The 21,188-nt window shown below is 72.5% G+C and carries 20 protein-coding genes and 1 pseudogene; 16 read left to right on the top strand and 5 right to left on the bottom strand.

What is annotated here, in order from left to right; all coding sequences use genetic code 11:
* Positions 1-139 precede the first annotated feature (139 nt).
* Together ACIOMQ_RS15680 and mycP are read left to right on the top strand one after the other, a co-directional pair.
* A complete protein-coding gene (locus tag ACIOMQ_RS15680) occupies positions 140-1,060 on the top strand; it encodes a hypothetical protein (RefSeq protein WP_401755576.1) in 921 nt (306 codons plus the stop codon).
* Entirely contained in the window at positions 1,057-2,256 is a 1,200-nt protein-coding gene (mycP, locus tag ACIOMQ_RS15675) for a type VII secretion-associated serine protease mycosin (protein WP_362210145.1), read from the top strand. The genes ACIOMQ_RS15680 and mycP overlap by 4 nt, the downstream gene beginning before the upstream one ends.
* 30 nt (positions 2,257-2,286) lie before the next feature.
* On the opposite strand, the gene ACIOMQ_RS15670 is transcribed toward mycP, so the two are convergent.
* Positions 2,287-3,198, bottom strand: coding sequence for a serine hydrolase (locus tag ACIOMQ_RS15670; RefSeq protein WP_401267351.1), 912 nt, complete (start codon positions 3,196-3,198; stop codon positions 2,287-2,289).
* 86 nt (positions 3,199-3,284) lie between these two features.
* Between ACIOMQ_RS15670 and ACIOMQ_RS15665 the strand changes: the two genes are divergently transcribed.
* Positions 3,285-4,013, top strand: coding sequence for an SseB family protein (locus tag ACIOMQ_RS15665; protein WP_362210139.1), 729 nt, complete (start codon positions 3,285-3,287; stop codon positions 4,011-4,013).
* Between the two features lie 173 nt (positions 4,014-4,186).
* Positions 4,187-4,386, top strand: a pseudogene (locus ACIOMQ_RS15660) (aquaporin); the annotation flags it as partial.
* Between the two features lie 87 nt (positions 4,387-4,473).
* Here the strand turns inward: ACIOMQ_RS15660 and ACIOMQ_RS15655 are convergent.
* Positions 4,474-4,836: a DUF1844 domain-containing protein gene (locus tag ACIOMQ_RS15655; protein WP_362210136.1), complete on the bottom strand. Its 363-nt coding sequence runs from the start codon at positions 4,834-4,836 to the stop codon at positions 4,474-4,476.
* Between the two features lie 345 nt (positions 4,837-5,181).
* Here ACIOMQ_RS15655 and infC point away from each other — a divergent pair, with 345 nt between their 5' ends.
* The 10 genes from infC to ACIOMQ_RS15605 all read left to right on the top strand — a co-directional run bounded on the left by infC (position 5,182) and on the right by ACIOMQ_RS15605 (position 15,706).
* Positions 5,182-5,880: a translation initiation factor IF-3 gene (infC, locus tag ACIOMQ_RS15650; RefSeq protein ID WP_362210133.1), complete on the top strand. Its 699-nt coding sequence runs from the start codon at positions 5,182-5,184 to the stop codon at positions 5,878-5,880.
* A gap of 121 nt (positions 5,881-6,001) precedes the next feature.
* Positions 6,002-6,196: a 50S ribosomal protein L35 gene (gene rpmI, locus ACIOMQ_RS15645; RefSeq protein ID WP_072484441.1), complete on the top strand. Its 195-nt coding sequence runs from the start codon at positions 6,002-6,004 to the stop codon at positions 6,194-6,196.
* Between the two features lie 109 nt (positions 6,197-6,305).
* Positions 6,306-6,689 (top strand): 50S ribosomal protein L20, encoded by a 384-nt coding sequence (rplT, locus tag ACIOMQ_RS15640; RefSeq protein ID WP_018103794.1) that lies wholly within the window; start codon positions 6,306-6,308, stop codon positions 6,687-6,689.
* A gap of 125 nt (positions 6,690-6,814) precedes the next feature.
* On the top strand, positions 6,815-7,648 hold the full coding sequence (locus tag ACIOMQ_RS15635) for an RNA methyltransferase (protein WP_362210129.1): 834 nt from the start codon (positions 6,815-6,817) through the stop codon (positions 7,646-7,648).
* Positions 7,649-7,697: 49 nt separating this feature from the next.
* The gene (locus ACIOMQ_RS15630; RefSeq protein ID WP_402189308.1) at positions 7,698-8,285 is read left to right on the top strand and encodes an MFS transporter; all 588 of its coding nucleotides are present in this window, start codon (positions 7,698-7,700) and stop codon (positions 8,283-8,285) included.
* Between the two features lie 137 nt (positions 8,286-8,422).
* Complete coding sequence (locus tag ACIOMQ_RS15625) at positions 8,423-9,592, top strand: PAS domain-containing sensor histidine kinase (protein ID WP_362210126.1); 1,170 nt, start codon at positions 8,423-8,425, stop codon at positions 9,590-9,592.
* A gap of 145 nt (positions 9,593-9,737) precedes the next feature.
* Positions 9,738-10,865 (top strand): phenylalanine--tRNA ligase subunit alpha, encoded by a 1,128-nt coding sequence (gene pheS / locus ACIOMQ_RS15620; RefSeq protein ID WP_362210123.1) that lies wholly within the window; start codon positions 9,738-9,740, stop codon positions 10,863-10,865.
* Positions 10,865-13,378 carry a phenylalanine--tRNA ligase subunit beta gene (gene pheT, locus ACIOMQ_RS15615; protein WP_402189199.1) on the top strand — a complete coding sequence of 838 codons (2,514 nt, stop codon included), beginning with the start codon at positions 10,865-10,867 and terminating at the stop codon, positions 13,376-13,378. Before pheS ends, pheT begins: the two co-directional genes overlap by 1 nt.
* Positions 13,379-13,723: 345 nt before the next feature.
* Positions 13,724-15,073, top strand: a complete 1,350-nt coding sequence (locus tag ACIOMQ_RS15610) for a transcriptional regulator (RefSeq protein ID WP_401267342.1) — start codon at positions 13,724-13,726, stop codon at positions 15,071-15,073.
* 102 nt (positions 15,074-15,175) lie between these two features.
* Entirely contained in the window at positions 15,176-15,706 is a 531-nt protein-coding gene (locus ACIOMQ_RS15605) for an NUDIX domain-containing protein (RefSeq protein WP_362210114.1), read from the top strand.
* Positions 15,707-15,801: 95 nt separating this feature from the next.
* On the opposite strand, the gene ACIOMQ_RS15600 is transcribed toward ACIOMQ_RS15605, so the two are convergent.
* The gene (locus tag ACIOMQ_RS15600; protein WP_362210111.1) at positions 15,802-16,662 is read right to left on the bottom strand and encodes a 3-hydroxybutyryl-CoA dehydrogenase; all 861 of its coding nucleotides are present in this window, start codon (positions 16,660-16,662) and stop codon (positions 15,802-15,804) included.
* A 189-nt stretch (positions 16,663-16,851) separates the two neighbouring features.
* Between ACIOMQ_RS15600 and ACIOMQ_RS15595 the strand changes: the two genes are divergently transcribed.
* Positions 16,852-18,144, top strand: a complete 1,293-nt coding sequence (locus tag ACIOMQ_RS15595; protein ID WP_401267339.1) for a glycoside hydrolase family 10 protein — start codon at positions 16,852-16,854, stop codon at positions 18,142-18,144.
* Positions 18,145-18,249: 105 nt separating this feature from the next.
* Here the strand turns inward: ACIOMQ_RS15595 and ACIOMQ_RS15590 are convergent, their stop codons facing one another.
* Both ACIOMQ_RS15590 and ACIOMQ_RS15585 read right to left on the bottom strand, forming a co-directional pair.
* Complete coding sequence (locus ACIOMQ_RS15590; protein ID WP_362210105.1) at positions 18,250-18,459, bottom strand: DUF1918 domain-containing protein; 210 nt, start codon at positions 18,457-18,459, stop codon at positions 18,250-18,252.
* A gap of 135 nt (positions 18,460-18,594) precedes the next feature.
* Entirely contained in the window at positions 18,595-19,581 is a 987-nt protein-coding gene (locus ACIOMQ_RS15585) for a DMT family transporter (protein WP_362210102.1), read from the bottom strand.
* Between ACIOMQ_RS15585 and ACIOMQ_RS15580 the strand changes: the two genes are divergently transcribed.
* Positions 19,580-21,049: a PLP-dependent aminotransferase family protein gene (locus ACIOMQ_RS15580; RefSeq protein WP_402189195.1), complete on the top strand. Its 1,470-nt coding sequence runs from the start codon at positions 19,580-19,582 to the stop codon at positions 21,047-21,049. The two genes, ACIOMQ_RS15585 and ACIOMQ_RS15580, sit on opposite strands and share 2 nt — an antisense overlap.
* The last annotated feature ends 139 nt before the right edge of the window (positions 21,050-21,188 follow it).

Here is a 21,188-nt window from a genome sequence, read left to right as displayed (position 1 = left end):
GGAGACCACGGCCCGGCTCCGACCCGTGCCCGCGGCACCCGCTCCCGCCCCCGTGCCTGCTCCCGCGCCCGCACCGGCCGTCGTGCCGCCCCGCCCCGAGCAGCCGCCCGCCGCGACCCGGCGACGGCCCGTCGGTGCCGTGGACCTCACCCCGCGTCCGGGCGCGACCCCGGCACCACCCGGCCGGGCGCCCGCCCCGCCCGCGTACCAGCAGCCGTACCCGCACCCGTACCCCTACCCGCACCGCCATCCGCTTCCCGAGACGCCCGTCGAGACCACCACCCGGCTGCGCCCCATCCGGCCCCGCCACCGCGTCCGGACCGCGACCGCCGCGGCCTGCGTCGTGCTCGGGCTCGGGCTGATCGGCGGCGCGGCCACCGGCGCCTGGCTCACCAGCGATTCCTCCGCCGATCCTGCCGCCCACAGCGCCTACACCGTGGGCCGCTCCGCCTGGCACAGCGTCCCCGTGGACACCCTCTTTCCCCGCACGCTCAGCGGCGACGGAGCGGGTCCCGGCGGTGCCGACCGGGTCTGGACCCGGGTCGCCGTCGCCCCGGACGGCGGCTGCGCGGCCGGGCTGGACCCGCTGCTGGCCAGGACACTCGGCCCGGTCGGCTGCGAGCGCATGCTCCGCGCCACCTACACGGACGCCACCAGCAGCAGCGTCACCACGGTCGGGCTGATCTTCACCGAGGGCGACACCGAGGCCATGAGGGCCCTGAGCACCCGCTTCACCGACCAGCACCTCGGCCTGCGCGCCGACCTGATGCCCCGTACATACCCCGCCAAGGGCACGGTCGCCGCCGGGTTCGGCGACCGGCAGCGCGCCAGCTGGACCGTCCACGTGCTGACCGAGGCCCCCGTCGTCGTGTTCGCCGTCTCCGGGTTCGCCGACGGCCGTGCGGTCACCGATCCGCAACCCGCCGAAAAGGCCATGGCCGCGAACGCCACGACGGCCGCGGCCCAGGCCGGACTCGGCCACGAGGCCACGGGAATCGCGGACCGGATCGAGCGCGGCCTGCGCCGGACCGTCACCGACCTCACGGAGAAGCCGGAATGATCCGCCGCGCCCGCGCCCGCCGCCGAGCCCTGGGCGCGGTCTGCGCCGCCACCGCGTTCGCCCTCCTGCCCGCGGCGCCGGCCAGGGCCGACGCCATCCGGGACCAGCAGTGGGGCCTCCAGGCGCTCCACACCGATCAGGCATGGCGGACCACCAAGGGCAGGGGAATCACCGTCGCCGTCGTCGACACCGGGGTCGACGGCAGTCTCCCCGACCTGGCCGGCCAGGTGCTGCCGGGCAAGGACATGATCGGCTTCGGCGCCGGCCGCGGTGACCGGTCCTGGGCGCGGCACGGCACCGCGATGGCAGGGATCATCGCAGGCCACGGCCATGGTGACGGCCACGACGACGGAGTCCTGGGCATCGCGCCCGAGGCGAAGATCCTCCCGGTCCGGGTGATCCTCGAAGCCTCCGACCCGGCCCGCGCCAAAGCCCGGGAGTCCCGCGGCACCGCCCTCGCCGACGGCATCCGCTGGGCCGCCGACCACGGCGCCGACGTCATCAACCTCTCCCTCGGCGACGACAGCAAGTCGGCACACCCCGAACCGGGTGAGGACGCCGCCATCCAGTACGCGCTGAAGAAGGGCGCCGTCGTCGTCGCCTCGTCGGGCAACGGGGGCGAGAAGGGCGACCACATCTCGTACCCCGCCGCCTACCCGGGCGTGATCGCGGTCGCGGCCGTCGACCGGTACGGCACCCACGCCGCGTTCTCCACCCGCCGCTGGTACGCCGCCGTCAGCGCCCCCGGGGTCGACATCGTCGTCGCCGCCCCCGACCACCAGTACTACGTGGAGTGGGGCACCTCCGCCGCTGCCGCGTTCGTCTCGGGCGCGGTCGCGCTGGTCCGCGCCGCACATCCGGGACTGGCGCCCGCACAGATCAAGCAACTGCTCATGGACACCGCCCGCAGCGCCCCGGCGCCCGGCCGCGACGACGCCCGGGGGTACGGCATCGTCGACCCCGCCGCGGCGATCAGGGCCGGGGCCGCGCTCCGTCCCGCCGGTCTGCGCGCCGAGTCCGACGAGGCCGGATACCGGAAGCGGTACTTCGGGCCCGGCCCCACCCCCGAGCACCGCGGGAGCAGCGCCGCGGGCCGGCTCGCCCCTGCCGCGGGCGGCCTCGGAGCGGTCCTGCTCGCGCTGGCCGTGGTGCTGTGGCGGGGCCGGAGCGGCCGGCCCGACGGCGTGCGGCGCTGACCGCGGCCACCCGCTCGCCGCGTGCTCAACTCAACGCGCGGCGTCGAGCACGCCCACCGCCGCTCGGGCCACCGACTCGACGAGCGCGATCCCCGCTTCCTTCGTCGGCTGCCCGCCCGAGAGCACCGCCACCAGATAGCTGCGGCCGTCCGCCGTCACCTGGCCGATGCTGTTGATGTCCCACAGCCCCGTCGTCGTCCGGGGCATCCAGCCGTTCTTCAGGGCCCAACTGCTGCCCGCCGCCGAGACGCCCCACTGCTGGTCGGCCACGACCCGCCCCATCAGCCCGCGCAGATACGTACGGGATTCCTCGCTCAGCTCCGATTCCGTTCCGAACACCGCCTCCAGCAGGGCCAGTTGATCCGCCGCCGTGGTCCGGGTCAGGCCCCACGCGTGCGCCGCCGCCGTCGCGGTCAGGCCCAGGCGCCCATGGGCCGCGTCGAGCGCTTCCGCCCCGCCGATCGCCCGCAGCAGCGCGGTGGCGGAGGCGTTGTCGCTCCGCTCGATCATGGCGGCCGCGCGGGCGCGCTCGTCGGCGGTGAGCGCGCGCTTCTCGTCCTGGGCCCCGAGCAGCAGCGCTGCGAGTATGCCGACCTTGACGATGCTGGCCGTGTCGTACGCCCCGTCGCCGTAGACCGCCCGCGCCCTGCTCCCGGTGTCCAGCACCGCGACCGACACCTCCGCCTCACCCGCGCCGGCCAGCAGCGGCTCCACCGCCGTGGCCAGCGCCGCGTCGAGATCCACCGTCGGCTCCTCACTCGTCGATGCCGGGGCCGGGGCGGCCCCGGCGGCCGGTACGGACGATACGGAGGCCGCGGTGCGAGGAGCGTGATCCGCCGTCCGGCCGGCCGGGCCGCCGCCGTCCGCGGCCGAACCCGCCACCAGGACCGCGGCCGCCACGGACGCGGACTGGACGGCATCGCGGAATCTTCTTCGGGACATGGCCCGGACGGTAGGAACAGCACCTGGCAACCAACCGGGGCCGACCTGTCCGCAAGGTAGGAAACCCGAGGTACTACGCTCGCCGTGTGGCGCAGAAGAACATTCCGGACCCCGGTTACTCCGACGACGACGGCACGGCCGATCCGGCCCTGGCCGCGGCACTCGCCGCCTGGTCGGCGGACCGGTCGGCCGTCGGCCCGGTCCTCGAAGCCCTCCGGGGCACCCGGCTCCTGGTCCCCGTCGTCGCCGTGCTCGGGGAGGTGGAGGAGGACGAGAACGGGCTGCGTCGCGAGAAGACCAGCGACATGGCCGTCCCCACCCTCCAGGCCGGGGACCGCCGGGCGCTGCCCGCCTTCACCTCGACCGACGCGCTGGCGCTCTGGGATCCGCAGGCCCGTCCCGTCGCCGTACCCCTGCACCAGGCGCTGCAGGCCGCCGCGCACGAGAAGGCGGACACGGTCGTCCTGGATCTCGCCGGGCCGGTCGCGTTCGAACTGACCGGCTCCGCGCTCCTGGCCCTCGCCGAGGGCCGTACCAGCGCCGACCCGCTCGACGACCCCGCGGTCACCTCGGCGGTGCGGGACGCGGTCGCCGCCGAGCCCGCGGTGCTCCGCGCCCACCTCGGCCCCGGCCGGGCCGACGGCACTCTCGCCCTCGTCCTGGTACCCGGCGCGGACCCCGGCGACGCGGCCCGCCGGGTCGCCGAACGGCTGGCGGCCGACGACGTCCTGCGCGCCCGCCTGGTGCGGGGCCTGGACCTCGCCCTGCTCCCGGCCGATGCGACCACGCCCGGTGACGCTCTGTTCGCTCGCTGATCACTCGGCCGGTCCAACGCGCGCGATCACCCGTTGGGCCGGAGAACCGCGAAGAAATCAGATGATCTTCGCAGGGTGGTTGTATGCGGACGCGGACAGTCGCGTCGGAATTCCTGGGCACGCTGCTCCTGGTCTTCTTCGCCGTCGGATCGGCGGTACCGGGCGCCGAGTGCATCGGGACCGTGGGCATCGTGCTCACCGGCACCTCCGTCGCCCGGCGCGCAGCCTCGGACCGGCGCCGTTCGCGGGCGGCGAGGCGCTCTCCCGGCTCTGGCTGTTCCTGGTCGCCCCGCTGGTCGGTGGAGTGGTCGCGGCACTGGTGCACCGGCTGACGCTCCCGGCCCAGGGACAGGTCCGGCTCGGCACCGTCTGACTCCGGTGCGACGACGTGAGCCCCCGCCCAAGACGGGCGGGGGCTCACGGCCGCAGGAAGAACAGGATGGGAGGAAAGGAGGGCGGGTCAGCCGAAGACGGGGCCGGTGTACTTCTCGCCGGGGCCCTGGCCGGGCTCGTCCGGTACGAGCGACGCCTCGCGGAACGCCAGCTGCAGCGACTTCAGGCCGTCACGCAGCGGTGCCGCGTGGAAGGAGCTGATCTCGGTCGTGCTGGCGTCCAGCAGGCCGGCCAGCGCGTGGACCAGTTTGCGGGCCTCGTCGAGGTCCTTGTGCTCGTCGCCGTCCTCGGTCAGCCCGAGCTTCACGGCGGCCGCGCTCATCAGATTGACCGCGACCGTCACGATCACCTCGACCGCGGGCACCTCCGCGATGTCGCGGGCCATGTCGTCGAAGCCGGGGGAATCACTGGTGGGGGTCGCGTCACTCATGCGCCATACGATAGGCCCACGCCCGCGCGGGTCCGTCTGCGGGAGCGGCCGGGCGACACCTGGTTAGCGCACGCCCGGGGGAGCTGCTAACCTTGTGTAACGACCGGCTGGGCAGCTATGTGCTCAGCCCACAAGTGGAGGCTCCGATCTCCCACCTGGCTGTCCATACGGACAGCGGGTCACCGGTCAGGTGGCGACCATCGTTCCGTACGGACGATGGAGCCGCCCGATGCGCCCCGCGGTTGACCGCGGCGGTGTTCCGGTTGTTCCAGGAGCCCCGCCTGTGTCCCGTCCGGGGCATTTTTCTTGACTCGGTGCGGTTGGTCTGACGAAAACAGACGTTACGTGGCTGTCCGCCAGGCGGCCGCGTGGTGCTACCGAGGAGGATCCATCAGCGCCGAGCCCCGCATCAACGACCGGATTCGCGTTCCCGAGGTGCGACTTGTCGGTCCCAGCGGCGAGCAGGTCGGGATTGTTCCGCTTGCCAAGGCCCTGGAACTCGCACAGGAGTACGACCTCGACCTGGTCGAGGTGGCGGCGACCGCCCGTCCGCCCGTGTGCAAGCTCATGGACTACGGGAAGTTCAAGTACGAGTCGGCCATGAAGGCCCGTGAGGCGCGCAAGAACCAGGCGCACACGGTCATCAAGGAGATGAAGCTCCGGCCGAAGATCGACCCGCACGACTATGACACCAAGAAGGGTCACGTCGTCCGGTTCCTCAAGCAGGGCGACAAGGTCAAGATCACGATCATGTTCCGTGGTCGTGAGCAGTCCCGCCCCGAGCTGGGATTCCGACTGCTCCAGCGTCTCGCTTCGGACGTGGAGGAACTCGGCTTCATCGAGTCCAACCCGAAGCAGGACGGCCGGAACATGATCATGGTTCTGGGCCCGCACAAGAAGAAGACCGAAGCCATGGCCGAGGCCCGCGAGGCCCAGGCCGCCCGCAAGGCGGGGCGCCAGGGTTCCACCCCCGACGCCGAAGCCGCGGGCGAGGCTGCCGAAGCGCAGCCCGAGGCTCCGGGAGACACACCTTCCGAGGCGTGACCTCAGGGGGCCGCCATCCAGGCGGCCCCGGGTCTGCACGGAATTCCCACCAAGATCTGACGCCCCTGCTGCCCGGTGCCCACACCGAGAGGGGCGCCACTGACGAGGAGAGAACGGCGCGATGCCGAAGAACAAGACGCACAGCGGTGCCAGCAAGCGCTTCAAGATCACCGGCTCCGGCAAGGTGCTCCGTGAGCGCGCAGGCAAGCGCCACCTTCTTGAGCACAAGTCGTCCAAGAAGACCCGCTCGCTGACCGGCACGGTCGTAGTGGCTCCGTCCGACGCCAAGAAGATCAAGAAGCTTCTCGGCAAGTGAGGCAGCGGCCCGCGGTGAACCCGTGGGCGGCGACCTCGACTCAGACCGGGACCAATTCGTTTCCGGGCCGTGTGAGTCCAACCACGGCCCCGCTACAAGGAGTTAAAAAGTGGCACGCGTCAAGCGGGCAGTAAACGCTCACAAGAAGCGCCGGGCAATCCTCGAGCAGGCCAGCGGTTACCGGGGCCAGCGCTCCCGCCTGTACCGCAAGGCGAAGGAGCAGGTCACCCACTCCCTCGTCTACAACTACAACGACCGCAAGAAGCGCAAGGGCGACTTCCGTCAGCTGTGGATCCAGCGCATCAACGCCGCTGCCCGCCAGAACGGCATGACGTACAACCGCCTCATCCAGGGTCTGAAGGCCGCCAACATCGAGGTGGACCGCAAGATCCTGGCCGAGCTCGCGGTCAACGACGCCAACGCGTTCGCCGCCCTCGTCGAGGTTGCCCAGAAGGCCCTCCCGAGCGACGTCAACGCCCCGAAGGCCGCCTGATCCAGGTCGCACTTCGTGTCTTGTGAGCCGGACCCGCAGGCGCTCGCCGTCTGCGGGTCCGGTGCGTTGCACGACATGTTCCGTACGTCCGCCACCTCCGTACGCAGAGAGGCTCGCCGCCGACCATGGGCACCCCCGAACTGATCTCCCCGCGATCGCCGCGCGTCACCGCCGCCCGGCGGCTGGCCAAGCGCAACTTCCGCGGCAAGGAGCGCAGGTTCATCGCCGAGGGGCCGCAGGCCGTGCGCGAGGCCGCCGAACACCGCGGCAGCGACGGAGAGCCGACGCTGATCGAACTGTTCGCCACCGTCGAGGCGGCCGAGCGCTACGCCGGCATCGTCGACGCCGCCCACGCGGCGGGCGCACGGGTGCATCTCGCGGACAGCGGTGTGCTCGCCGATGTGTCGCAGACCGTCACCCCGCAGGGACTGATCGGTGTCTGCCGCTTCCTCGACTCGCCGTTCGACGCGATCCTTGCCGCGAAGCCGAAACTGGTCGCCGTCCTCGCCCATGTACGCGACCCCGGGAACGCCGGTACGGTGCTGCGCTGCGCCGACGCGGCGGGCGCCGACGCCGTCGTGCTCACCGATGCCTCGGTGGACCTCTACAACCCCAAGTCCGTCCGGGCCTCCGTCGGCTCGCTCTTCCACCTGCCGGTCGCCGTCGGTGTCCCGGTCGAGCAGGCCGTCCAGGGACTGAGGGACGCGGGCGTACGGATCCTCGCCGCCGACGGCGCGGGCGAGGACGACCTCGACGACGAGCTCGACGCCGGAACCATGGGCGGGCCTACCGCCTGGGTCTTCGGCAACGAGGCCTGGGGCCTGCCGGAGGAGACCCGCGCGCTGGCCGACGCCGTCGTGCGGGTGCCGATCCACGGCAAGGCGGAGAGCCTCAACCTGGCGACGGCGGCGGCCGTGTGCCTGTACGCCTCCGCCCGCGCCCAGCGCACTCGCCCCTGAGGGCTGTCCCGTAGTCCCTGGCGGGCGTGCCAGGCGTCGCGGGACAGGCATCACCGTCGTGATGACGGGCGTCACCATCGGCTGCATCGGCCTGCTGCCCGGCTACGCCACCATCGGCATCTGGGCCCCCGCCCTCCTCGCGCTGCTCCGCTTCCTGCAGGGCATCCCGGTCGGCGGCGAGTGGAGCGGTGCCATGCTGCTCACGCTGGAGCACACCCCGAAGGAGAAGCACGGCAGCTACTCCTCGATCCCGCAGCTCGGCACGCTGATCTCGTCCGGCGCGTTCGCCCTCGCCGGGATGCTGCCCGACGACTCGTTCTACTCCTGGGGCTCGCGCCTGCCGTTCCTCGCCGCCTTCCCGCTGCTCGGCTTCGTGCTCCACACGCGGCTGCGGATCGAGGAGTCCCCGGTCTTCCACGCGATGCCGGCCGACGCCGAGCAGAACGGTCCGAAGCCCGCACCGCTCATCGAGGCGTTCCGCCGCACCTGGGGCCGCACGATCGTCGGCATCGGCGCGGCCCTGCTCCTGATGGCGATCGCGGCCTGTACGGCCGCCGGATGGTTCGCCTCCGGATCGCTCGTGCGGCGTGAGCGGGCGGCCCGGCCCGCCGGGGACCGCGTCGAGGCCGCCGCCTGACCGACGCCGTGCCCGTACCCCGCCGGACGGCGCACCGCGGCAGTGCGCCCCCGCAGGGTGTCGCTCCGTCACCGACGACTAGTAGGGTGACGAACTCGGGGGCCCACTGCACCGGTTCGAGAGGTGGGGTACGGGATATGGCTGTCGGCATGAGCAGGCCGCGCGGTACGCACACGGCCGTCGTGCGCGCCTGTGAGGGCCCCGGCACGGCGGGCGAACCGGACGACGGCCGGGACAGCGGAGCCGTCGACGCGGCCGTCGATCCCGACGACCTCCCCGACGGCCTGGTCGTCGCCGACGAGACCGGCCGGGTCATCTGCTTCAACTCCGCCGCGGCCCGGATCACCGCCGTGCCCCGCGCCGCCGCTCTCGGCCGCCCCCTGGAGCACGCCCTGCCGCTGGAGGACCTCAAGGGCCGCCGCTGGTGGGCGCTGACCGATCCGTACGGCGGCCTCGCCACCCGGGTCGGCCAGCCCGAGCGCAATCTGCTGCTGCCCGGCGGCCGCGAGGTCCTGGTCTCCGCACGGTACGTACGCGAGCACCCGACCGGTCCCGTACGCCGGGTGGTGGTCTCGCTGCGCGGTACCGAGGCCCGCCGCCGCACCGAACGCAGCCATGCCGAGCTGATCGCCACCGTCGCCCACGAGCTGCGCTCCCCGCTGACGTCCGTCAAGGGCTTCACCGCGACCCTCCTCGCCAAGTGGGAGCGGTTCACCGACGACCAGAAGCGCCTGATGCTGGAGACCGTGGACGCCGACGCGGGCCGCGTCACCCGGCTCATCGCCGAACTGCTCGACATCTCCCGGATCGACTCGGACCGGCTGGAGCTGCGACGGCAGCCCGTGGACCTCTCCGCCGCGGTCGAACGCCACATCCAGGCCCTCACCGCGAACGGCCAGACCCCCGACCGCTTCCTCGTCCGCACCTGCCAGCCGCTGCCCGCGGTCTGGGCCGACCCGGACAAGGTCGACCAGGTGCTCGGCAACCTGCTGGAAAACGCGGTGCGCCACGGCGAGGGAACCGTCACCATTGAAGTCGCATCCGCATCCGTACCCGCGAAGAGCGACGAGAAGGGAACGGCCGTCACCGTGAGCGACGAAGGCCCCGGTATCCCCGAGGAGTCGATGGGCCGTGTCTTCACCCGCTTCTGGCGGGGGAGCAAGCGCGGCGGCACGGGCCTGGGCCTCTACATCGTCAAGGGCATCGTCGAGGCGCACGGCGGTACGATCACGGTCGGACGCGGCCCCGGCGGCGGCGCGGAATTCCGATTTATCCTGCCCGTGAGCGCGCCGGCCTACCTGGTCTGAGCGGCCCACGGGCCTCCCACACATCCGGCGACCCTTAGACTCGACCTTTGGCACCTTTGCGTCCTCCAGCCGTCGAGCGGGGCCGCGGGGTCCGGGGTGTCCCCGGTTCAGAGCAGTAATCAGCCAATCGGAAGCACGGGAAGAGATGTCGGCACCGAACAAGTCGTACGACCCAGTCGAGGTCGAGGCACTGAAACCGGAAGAGATCGAGCGCATGCGGGACGAGGCGTTCGCCGCCTTCGCCGCCGCGGGAGACCTCGACGCGCTCGCCCAGGCGAAGACCGCGCACACCGGTGGTACCTCGCCCCTGTCCCTCGCCAACCGGGAGATCGGCGCACTGCCGCCGCAGGCCAAGGCCGAGGCCGGCAAGCGCGTGGGCCAGGCCCGCGGCGCCGTGGGCAAGGCCCTCGCCGCCCGCCAGGCGGAGCTGGAGGCCGAGCGGGACGCCCGCGTGCTGGTCGAGGAGGCGGTGGACGTCACGCTGCCCTACGACCGCACCCCGGCCGGCGCCCGCCACCCGCTGACGACCTTCATGGAGCGCGTCGCGGACGTCTTCGTGGCCATGGGCTACGAGGTCGCGGAGGGCCCCGAGGCCGAGGCGGAGTGGTTCAACTTCGACGCCCTGAACTTCGTGCCCGACCACCCGGCCCGGCAGATGCAGGACACCTTCTTCGTCCGGGGCGCCGACGGCGCCGGGAACGACGAGTCGGGTGTCGTGCTGCGTACGCACACCTCGCCGGTCCAGGCCCGCACCCTGCTCGACCGCGAGCCCCCCGTCTACGTCGTCTGCCCCGGCCGCGTCTACCGCACCGACGAGCTCGACGCGACGCACACCCCGGTCTTCCACCAGATCGAGCTGCTCGCCGTCGACGAGGGCCTCACCATGGCCGACCTCAAGGGCACCCTCGACCACATGGTCCAGGCGCTCTTCGGCCCGGACATGAAGACCCGGCTCCGGCCGAACTTCTTCCCGTTCACCGAGCCGTCCGCCGAGATGGACATGGTCTGCTACGTCTGCCGCGGCGCCTCCGTCGGCAACCCGGACCGCCCCTGCCGCACCTGCGGCAGCGAGGGCTGGATCGAGCTCGGCGGCTGCGGCATGGTCAACCCCAAGGTCCTCGTCGCCTGCGGCGTCGACCCCCAGAAGTACAGCGGATTCGCCTTCGGGTTCGGCATCGAACGGATGCTTATGTTCCGCCACAACGTCGAAGACATGCGAGACATGGTCGAGGGTGACGTCCGGTTCACCCGGCCGTTCGGGATGGAGATCTGATGCGCGTCCCGCTTTCCTGGCTGCGGGAGTACGTCGACCTGCCGGCGACGGAGACCGGCCGTGACGTACAGGCCAAGCTCGTCGCCGTGGGTCTGGAGGTCGAGACCGTCGAGCAGATCGGCGCCGGCCTCAAGGGCCCGCTGGTCGTCGGACAGGTACTGACCATCGAGGAACTGGAGGGCTTCAAGAAGCCCATCCGCTTCTGCACCGTCGACGTCGGCCGTGCCAACGGCACCGGCGAGCCGCAGGAGATCGTCTGCGGAGCGCGCAACTTCTCCGTCGGCGACAAGGTCGTCGTGGTCCTCCCGGGTGCCGTCCTGCCCGGCGACTTCGCGATCGCCGCGCGCAAGACGTACGGCAAGACCTCGCACGGCATGATCTGCTCCACCGACGAGCTCGGCATGGGCGACGACGGCACGCACGGCATCATCGTGCTGCCGCCGGAGCACGAGGCCGGCACCGACGCGATCGAGCTGCTCCAGCTCGTCGACGAGGTCCTCGACATCGCCGTCACGCCGGACCGCGGCTACTGCCTGTCCATGCGCGGCGTCGCCCGCGAGACCGCCATCGCGTACGGGCTGCCGCTGCGCGACCCGGCGCTCCTCGACGTGCCCGCGCCGAACGCGTACGGCTACCCGGTCAAGGTCGCCGACCCGATCGGCTGCGACCGGTTCACCGCGCGCACCGTCGTCGGTCTCCAGCCCGAGGCGCGCTCCCCGATCTGGCTGCAGCGCAGGCTGCAGAAGGCCGGGATGCGCCCGATCTCGCTCGCCGTCGACGTCACCAACTACGTGATGCTGGAGCTCGGCCAGCCGCTGCACGCCTACGACCGCTCCCGCCTCGACGGGCCGATCGGGGTGCGCCGCGCCGAGCAGGGCGAAAAGCTCACCACCCTCGACGGCACGGCCCGCGTCCTGGACGCCGAGGACCTGGTCATCACCGACAACCGCGGGCCGATCGGCCTGGCGGGCGTCATGGGCGGGGCCAACACCGAGATCGCGGACGTCCAGGAAGGCGCGCACGGCACCACCGAGGTCGTCATCGAGGCCGCGCACTTCGACGCGATCTCGATCGCCCGGACCGCGCGCCGCCACAAGCTGTCCTCCGAGGCGTCCAAGCGCTTCGAGCGCGGCTCCGACCCGCAGGCCGCGGCCGCCGCCGCGCAGCGCACCGTCGACCTGCTGGTCCTGCTCGCCGGCGGCACCGCCGAGGCCGGCGTCACCGAGATCAGCGCCCCGTCCGCGCCCCGCACCATCGCGATGCCCGCCGACCACCCCGACCGGGTGGCCGGTGTCGCCTACGGCCGCGAGACCGTCGTACGCCGCCTCCAGGAGGTCGGCTGCGACGTCTACGGGCAGGACGAACTGATCGTCACCGTGCCGTCCTGGCGCCCCGACCTCAGCGAGCCGAACGACCTCGCCGAAGAGGTCATCCGGCTGGAGGGTTACGAGAACCTCCCGTCCACCCTCCCGACCCCGCCGTCCGGCCGCGGGCTCACCGACCGCCAGCGGCTGCACCGCAGGGTCGGCCGGGCGCTCGCCGGGTCCGGCTACGTCGAGGCGCTGAACTACCCGTTCATCGGCGACGCCGTGCTCGACCAGCTCGGGCTCGACACCGACGACGCCCGCCGCCGCACGGTCGACCTCGTCAACCCGCTCTCCGACGAGGAGCCGGCGCTGCGCACCACGCTGCTGCCGGGCCTGCTCGGCGCACTGCGGCGCAACGACGGCCGCGGCAGCCACGACCTCGCGCTCTTCGAGACCGGCCTGGTCTTCCGGCCGACCGGCAGCGAGACGAAGGCCGTACGGCTGCCCGTCGACCGCCGTCCCACCGACGAGGAGATCGCCGGGCTCGACGCCGCGCTGCCGCGCCAGCCGCGCCGCGCCGCGGTCGTCCTCGCGGGCGCCCGCGAGCAGGCCGGCTGGTGGGGCAAGGGCCGCCCGGCCGACTGGGCGGACTCCATCGAGGCCGCTCGGACGATCGCCCACGAGGCGGGTGTCGAGGTGACCGTCCGCAGCGACCGGCACGCGCCCTGGCACCCGGGCCGCTGCGCCGCGCTGTACGTCACGGTGAACGGCGCGGAGACCCTCTTCGGGCACGCCGGTGAGCTGCACCCGCGCGTCATCAAGGAGCTCCACCTGCCGGAGCGCACCTGCGCCATGGAGGTCGAGCTCGACATCCTGGAGCAGGCCGCGGACGGCCCGCTCCGGGCGCCCCGGATCTCCGCCTTCCCGGTGGCGACCCAGGACGTCGCGCTGATCGTCGCGGAGAACGTCCCCGCCGCCGAGGTGGAGCAGGCGCTGCGCGCGGGCGCGGGTGAACTCCTCGAATCGCTGCGGCTGTTCGACGTCTTCACCGGCGACCAGATCGGTGCGGGCCGCAAGTCCCTGGCGTACGCGCTGCGCTTCCGCGCGGCGGACCGCACGCTGACGGTCGACGAGGCGTCGGCGGCCCGCGACGCCGCGGTGGCCCTGGCCGCCGAACGGACGGGCGCGGTGCTGCGGGGCGCGTAGCACCCCGCGCGACACAGAGTGAAGGAGGGGCGTATCCGATTCCGGATACGCCCCTCCGCGCTCGCCGGGCGGTACAGAACCGCACCCGGGCGTTGCCCGCGCTGTTCGCGCCGCCGCGGAGTGCCGGGCAGGTCGGCGGAACGCAGGGCGCGGGTGCGGGTCGCCGACTGTACGAGGGGGAGCAGACGACCCGGCCGCCTCTTGCGAGACGACTGATTCAACCGATCCGCGTCCCGCGGCGACAGAGCGCGCGGCGGGACGCTTCGGGCATTCCGTTCACACCCCGTGTGAATCGTGCTCCACTGGTGCGACACGCCTCGGCGTGCCGAACCACCGGAGGGGCACATGCGGGCAACGGAGCCCAACATTCTGCTGGCGGCCCTGATCGAGGAGGCGGGCGTCTCCCGGGCCGGCCTCGCCGCGCACATCAACCGGGCCGGCCGCTCCCGCGGACTGCGCCTGCGGTACGAACACACCGCGGTGGCCCGCTGGTTGAAGGGGCAGCGCCCGCGCGGCCAGGTGCCGGACCTGGTCTGCGAAGTGCTCGGGAACCGGCTGAACAGGCCGCTTTCGCTGGACGACATCGGCATGGCGGCACCCGGCACCACCGCGGCCGTACCCGCCTCCACACTCACCGGATTCGTCGAGCGGGCCACCGCGCTGTGGCGCTCCGACGAACAGCGGCGCCCGCACATACTCGCCTCGGCCGCCGTCACGGGCACCACGGCGGTGATGCCCGTCTGGGAATGGGAGAACCCGCCCGAGGACCTCGATGTCTCCCGCAGCGGCACCACCCGCGTCGGCACCGCCGACATAGTGACCTTGCGCGCGGCCCGCGCCCACTACGAACTGATGTACCGCAGGGCAGGCGGAATCGCCACCCGATCCCGCATCGTCGGCTTCCTCAACGCGGAGACCGCCCCGCTGCTGCGCGGTGGCTACAGCGACGCCACGGGGCGCCAACTGCACCGCGCGACAGGCGGATTGGTGGCCGTCGCGGGCATCTGCGCCTATGACTCCGACGCGCACGGACTCGCCCAGCGCTACTTCCACCAGGCGCTGCGGCTGGCCAAGGCGAGCGGGGACCGGGGGCTCGGCGGCTATGTGATCGCCCTGCTGGTCAACCAGTCGCTGTTCCTCGCCGAATACCGGCAGTCGGTGGCCTTCGCGCAGGCGGCGCTGCGGGCCGCCGGCGACCACATCACTCCCGCCCTGGCCGCCGATCTGTACGCGATGCAGGCCAAGGCGTACGCCCACATCGGCGACGCCGCCGGCGCCCTGGAGTGCATCCGCCGCGCCGAATCGCAGGCGGAACGCATCCGGCCGGGCCATGAACCGGACGAGACGGGGTACGTCCAGCCGGGCCTGGTCGACGTGCAGGTGGCCGAGGCGCTGCTCAGCCTCGGCGATCTCCCGGGGGCCAGGGAACACGCGGCGACGGCGGTACGGGCCCCGGCGCACGACCGGGGCCGGGTGCACCGGCTGGCGATGCTGACCCGCATCGAGTTGCGCCAGGGCGAGGCGGACCGGGCGGCGGCCACCGCCGTGGAGATGGCGGAGCGGGCCAGGGGCATGGAGTCGCAGCGGCTGCGCGACCGGCTGCGCGCGGTGCGCGAGGATCTGCTCGCGAGCGGCTGCGCCGAGGCGGGGCGGGCCGCCGAGCTGATCGACGGGGCGTTGCGCGTACCGCTGTGAGCACCCCCGCGCTTTTGCGCGGCCCACGGGTACCGGTACGTTCCCCTCCGGTCCTGCTCCTGCTGCGATGTTGCCACCTACTTGTCGGAAGGTGGCAGAACTGTGCAATGGGCGAACCTGAACGAACAAACTGTGTATGAGAACCGCTGGTTCCGGGTCAATCTGGCGGATGTGGTCCTCCCCGACGGCCGCCATCTCGACCACTACCTCATCCGGCTCCGCCCCGTCGCGGCGGCCACCGTCGTCAACGAGGCCAACGAGGTGCTGCTGCTGTGGCGGCACCGGTTCATCACCGACAGCTGGGGCTGGGAACTCGCCGCGGGCGTCGTCGAGGACGGCGAGGACATCGCGGCCGCCGCAGCCCGGGAGATGGAGGAGGAGACCGGCTGGCGTCCCGGCCCGCTGCGCCCGTTGCTGACCGTGGAGCCGTCGAACGGTCTCACCGACGCCCGGCACCACCTCTACTGGTCCGAGGAGGCGACCTGGACCGGCCACCCCGGCGACGACTTCGAATCCTCGCGCCGCGAGTGGATACCGCTCAAACTGGTGCCCGACATGATCGCCCGCGGCGAGGTTCCGGCCGCCGGCATGGTGGCCGGGCTGATGATGCTCCATCACTTGCGGCTGGGGTGACACCGCGCTTGCGGCTGGAATGACACCGCCCGAAGCGCGTACGGGGCCGACCGGGGGGTGCCCCGGTCGGCCCCGTACGGGTACACGCGGACGGATCAGGAGTAGGGGTAGAAGCCCGAGCCCGTCTTGCGGCCGAGCCGCCCCGCGTCCACCATCCGCTGGAGCAGCGGGGGAGCGGCGTACAGCGGCTCCTTGAACTCCGCGTACATCGAATCGGCGACCGAGGCCACGGTGTCCAGACCGATCAGGTCGGAGAGCTTCAGCGGGCCCATCGGGTGGGCGCAGCCGAGCTCCATGCCGTTGTCGATGTCCTCGCGGCTGGCGATTCCCGATTCGAACATCCGGATCGCGGAGAGCAGATACGGAATGAGCAGCGCGTTGACGACGAAGCCCGAGCGGTCCTGGGCGCGGATCGGGTGCTTGCCGAGGACGTCCTGGACCAGGGCCTCGGCGCGCTTCACCGTCTCGTCGGACGTCGTCAGGGCGGGGATCAGCTCGACGAGCTTCTGCACCGGGGCCGGGTTGAAGAAGTGGATGCCGACGACCTGGTCCGGGCGAGAGGTCGCCACGGCCAGCTTCACCAGCGGGATGGAGGAGGTGTTCGAGGCGAGGATCGCGTCCTGCCGGGTCACCACCTGATCGAGCACCTGGAAGATCTCGGTCTTGACCTGCTCGTTCTCCACGACGGCCTCGATGACGAGATCGCGGTCGGCGAACTCCCCGAGGTCGGTGGTGTAGCTCAGACGAGCGAGTGTCTCGTCCCGCTCCTCCGGGGTGATCTTTCCGCGTTCGGCGGCCTTCGAGAGGGAGTTGTGCAGCCGGGTGCGGCCGATCTCCAGCGCCTCGCCGGTGGTCTCGGCCACCATGACCTCAAGACCGCTGCGGGCGCAGACCTCTGCGATACCCGCACCCATCTGGCCACAGCCCACCACTCCGACGCGTGCAATGTCGGCCATAGAGTCCGTCACCTCGTGCCTTTCGCTGTTCTCCGTGTCGCAGGTTCCCGTCTGATTCCGGTGCCCGCCCCGACCCCCCGACGTTACTCCGCGGCCTACGGGTCATCGCGGGCCGGGGCGGGCATGCTCTGCGTTACGCCTGAATGCAGGGGCGACGGACGATGACAGAGAGACGGCAGGTGCAACGAAATGCGGCAAATGGCCAGAAGAGGCTTTGTGGCGGGTGCGGCCGGGGTGGTCGCGGGGGTGGTGAGTACCGTCGCCATCGCCGGTGACGCGCTCGCGGCTCCGTCCCGGCAGGCCGGTTCCGGGCGTGCGGGCGCACCGCCGCGCAAGGGCGGTCACCGGGTCGCCCGGCGTGAGCTGCGCGGGATGTGGGTGGCCACCGTCGCCAACCTCGACTGGCCCTCCGCGCCCGGACTGACGCCGGCCGAGCAGCAGGCCGAGCTGATCGGGTATCTCGACGAGGCCGTCGACCGGCGGCTGAACGCCGTGATCCTCCAGGTCCGGCCGACCGCCGACGCGCTGTGGCCCTCGCCCTACGAACCATGGGCCCAGTACCTCACCGGGGTCCAGGGCAAGGACCCCGGCTGGGATCCGCTGGGCACCGCCGTCCGCGAGGCGCACCGTCGTGGCCTGGAACTGCACGCCTGGTTCAACCCGTACCGGGTCGCCAACCACACCGACCCGTCCCGGCTGGCTGCCACCCACCCCGCCAGGATGCACCCGGACTGGGTCCTGCCGTACGGCGGGAAGCTCTACTACAACCCCGGAATCCCCGAGGTCCGCCGCTTCGTCCAGGACGCGATGCTGGACGCGGTCCGCCGCTACGACATCGACGCCGTGCACTGGGACGACTACTTCTACCCGTACCCGGTGGCCGGGAAGGTCTTCGACGACGACGCCACGTACGCGAAGTACGGCGCCGGCTTCAAGGACAAGGACGCCTGGCGGCGCGACAACACCGACAAGCTGGTGCGCGAGACCGCCGAGCGGATCAAGAAGATCAAGAAGAACGTCCAGTTCGGGATCAGCCCGTTCGGGGTGTGGCGCAACGCCGCGACCGATCCGCTCGGCTCCGACACGAAGGCGGGCGTGCAGACCTACGACGATCTGCACGCCGACACCCGCGGCTGGGTCAAGAAGGGCTGGATCGACTACATCTGCCCGCAGATCTACTGGAACATCGGCTTCGCCGCCGCCGACTACGCCAAGCTGCTGCCCTGGTGGAGCGAGGTCGTGCGGGGCACGGGCGTCGATCTGTTCGTGGGCGAGGCGCTCTACAAGGCCGGTGACCCCGCGCAGCCCGCCGCCTGGCAGGACCCGGCCGAACTCTCCCGCCACCTCCACTTCGCCGCCGACTACGACCAGGTGCGCGGCCACGTCTACTTCTCCGGCAAGGACGTGGTCGCGGACCGGATCGGAACCATGGCCCGGGTGGTGGCCGACCACTACCGCAACAGGGCACGCCCACCCCGCTGACAGAAGCGGCGGTGTGGGCGTACCGCTGTTGCGGGCGGGCCGACGGGAAACCCGGCGGCCCGCCGGGGGCCCGGGGTGAGGAGCAGCGCCGTACGCCGGAGGCCGTTACGGCCTCTTCGGTGCCTGCTTACGGCCCTTGTGCTGGATGACGCTGTCGGGACCGGGCGAAATCAGGTGTTCGTGTCCGTCCTCGAAGCGGACGCGGTACGGGGGAGTGCCCCCGGCCCCGAGCACTTCGACGATCTCTGCGACCCGGTCGTGCTGTCCCACGGTCCTGCCGTGCGTCAGTAGCCGGTCGCCCGCGTGTGCCTCCATCTGGAGTGACCTCCTCACGGGTGGCGGTCCATGTCGACAAGTCTATGTCCGAAAGGCGACTTCGCCCGGTGGAGCGTGCGGGGGCTCGCCCCGGACGCCGTCTCGCCCGGACGCCATTTCACCCCGGGCGCCGTTTCACCCCCGGCGCCGGGCGCGCATCGCCCGCTGGGTTGCCGCGATGCAGACCAGCACCGCGACCGCCGCCACCGGCGCCGCCGCGGAGACCTCCTCGCCGAGCAGGAGGAACGACCACACCAGGGTCAGCAACGGCTGCGCGAGCTGGAGCTGGCTGGCCCTCGGCACCCCGATCTCCGCCATCCCCCGGTACCAGACGTACAGGCCGAGGAAGGTGGACACGGCCGCCACCCAGACCAGCCCGATCACTCCGTGCGCGGTCAACCGCACCGGCTCCAGGGGCAGCGCGACCGCCGCCCCCGCCACCGCCAGCGGCAGCGAGGCGATGAGTGCCCAGCCGACCACCTGCCAGCCCGGCATGACCCCGGCGAGCCTGCCGCCCTCGGTGTAGCCCGCCGCGCACACCAGCAGCGCACCGAACAGATACAGATCACCGCCGGACAGCTCACCGCCGCTCTGCTGCACGGTGAACGCGATCACCACCGCCGCCCCGGCGAGCGCCGAGACCCAGAAGGCGCGGGGCGGACGCGCCCCGGTCCGGAGCGAGGAGAACACCGCGGTGGTCAGCGGAAGCAGTCCCACCACCACGGCCGCGTGCGAGGTCGTCGAGGTCTGCAGGGCCAGCGTGGTCAGCAACGGGAAGCCGGCCACCACGCCCGCGGCGACCACGAGGAGTCCGGGCCAGTGCCGGCGGTCCGGCACCGGTACCCGCCCCGCCCTCAGCACGGTGCCCGCGATGGCCGCGGCGACCAGGGTGCGCAGCGCCACCAGCGACCAGGGGCCGAAGCTCTCCAGGCCCCAGGCCGTGGACGGGAAGGTCAGGGAGAAGGCGACGACACCGAGCCCGGCGAGAACCACGCCGCCGCGGTTCGCCGTACCGACTGTTGATCCGGCTGCTCCTCCGGCTGCCGGCCGGGCCTCCGGTTCGGTCGTCGACGCATCGACCGCTATCGTGTCACTGGGAGTAGCGCTATCATCAGCTTTCATGCATGAGCGTAGCAGTGTCGCTGAACTGGTCAATTCTCTCCGCGGCGAACTGAACCGCTACTCACCCGGTGGGAAGCTGCCGTCGAGCCGGGCCCTCGTGGAGCGCTTCCGGGTCAGTCCCGTCACCGTCTCCCGGGCCGTTGCCCAGCTTGCCGCCGAGGGCCTGGTCGTGACACGGCCCGGCTCCGGCGCCTTCCGGGCGCAGCCCCGTACCGATGTGCCTCCGCCGGGCGACACCTCCTGGCAGGAGGTCACCCTCAGCGGCGACGGCGGCCGTGAAGCGGTGCCGCGCACCGTCGACGCCTCCGGTGTCCTGGTCACGCTCGCCGCACCGCCGCCCGGAGTCATCGAGCTCAACGGCGGCTACCTCCACCCCTCGCTCCAGCCCGAGCGGGCGCTCGCCGCCGCCCTCGCCAGGGCCGGGCGCCGCCCCGGCGCCTGGGGCCGCCCGCCCACCGACGGCCTGACCGAACTGCGGGCCTGGTTCGCCCGCGAGATCGGTCCCGCGCTCACCGCCGCCGACGTACTGATCACCGCGGGCGGCCAGAGCGCGCTGGCCACCGCGCTGCGCGCCCTCGCCCCTCCGGGCGCCCCGGTCCTGGTCGAGTCGCCCACCTACCCGGGGATGCTGGCCGCCGCGCGGGCCGCCGGACTGCGGCCGGTGCCGGTGCCCGTCGACGCCGACGGGGTACGTCCGGATCTGCTCGCCGCCGCGTTCCGGGCCAGTGGCGCCCGCGTCTTCGTCTGCCAGCCGCTCTTCCAGAACCCGACCGGGGCGGTCCTCGCACCCGCACGGCGCGGCGAGGTCGTGCGGATCGCCCGGGCCGCGGGGGCCTTCGTCATCGAGGACGACTTCGCCCGCCGCCTGGTCCACGACGACGCCGGGCCACTGCCCGCGCCCCTGGCCGCCGACGACCCCGACGGCGTGGTCGTCCACGTCTGTTCCCTCACCAAGGTCGCCTCGCCCAGCCTGCGGGTGGGCGCGCTCGCCGCCCGCGGTCCCGTGCTCGGCCGACTGCGCGCCATCCAGGTCGTCGACAGCTTCTTCGTACCCCGGCCGCTCCAGGAGGCCGCGCTCGAACTGGTCGGCTCCCCGGCGTGGGGACACCATCTGCGTTCCGTGTCGACCGAGCTGAGGAACCGGCGCACCGCCATGACGACGGCCCTGCGGCGGGAGCTCCCGGCCCTGGCACTCCCGGACCTTCCCACGGGCGGCGGCAGTCTGTGGCTGCGCCTGCCCGAGTCGGAAGCCGGTACGGACGAGTCCGCGGTGGTCTCGGCAGCCCTGCGCGCGGGCGTGGCCGTCGCGCCCGGCCGCCCGTACTTCTGTGCCGAACCCCCGTCCCCGCAGATCCGGTTGAGCTTCGCCGCGGTGGCCGGAGCGGCCGAGATCGCCGAGGGGGTCCGCCGCCTGCGTACCGCCTGCGACGAAACCCTGACCGGTTCCGCGGGAGAACTCCCGCCGTGAGCGAGGAATCCCGCGGGAACTACGAGAGGGTCGACTTCGAGCTGCCGAAGGGCCCGCATCCGCGGACGCCCCCGGTCCTGCCCGGCCGGAAGTGCCTGCGGAGGCCCTCTTGACCCGCGTGGCGTTCGGATCCACGATC

It is taken from the genome of Streptomyces sp. NPDC087845 (assembly GCF_044742755.1).
Lineage (GTDB): Bacteria > Actinomycetota > Actinomycetes > Streptomycetales > Streptomycetaceae > Streptomyces.
The sequence above is the reverse complement of the archived record's forward strand: the minus strand, read 5'-3'. Positions and strand labels throughout refer to the sequence as shown.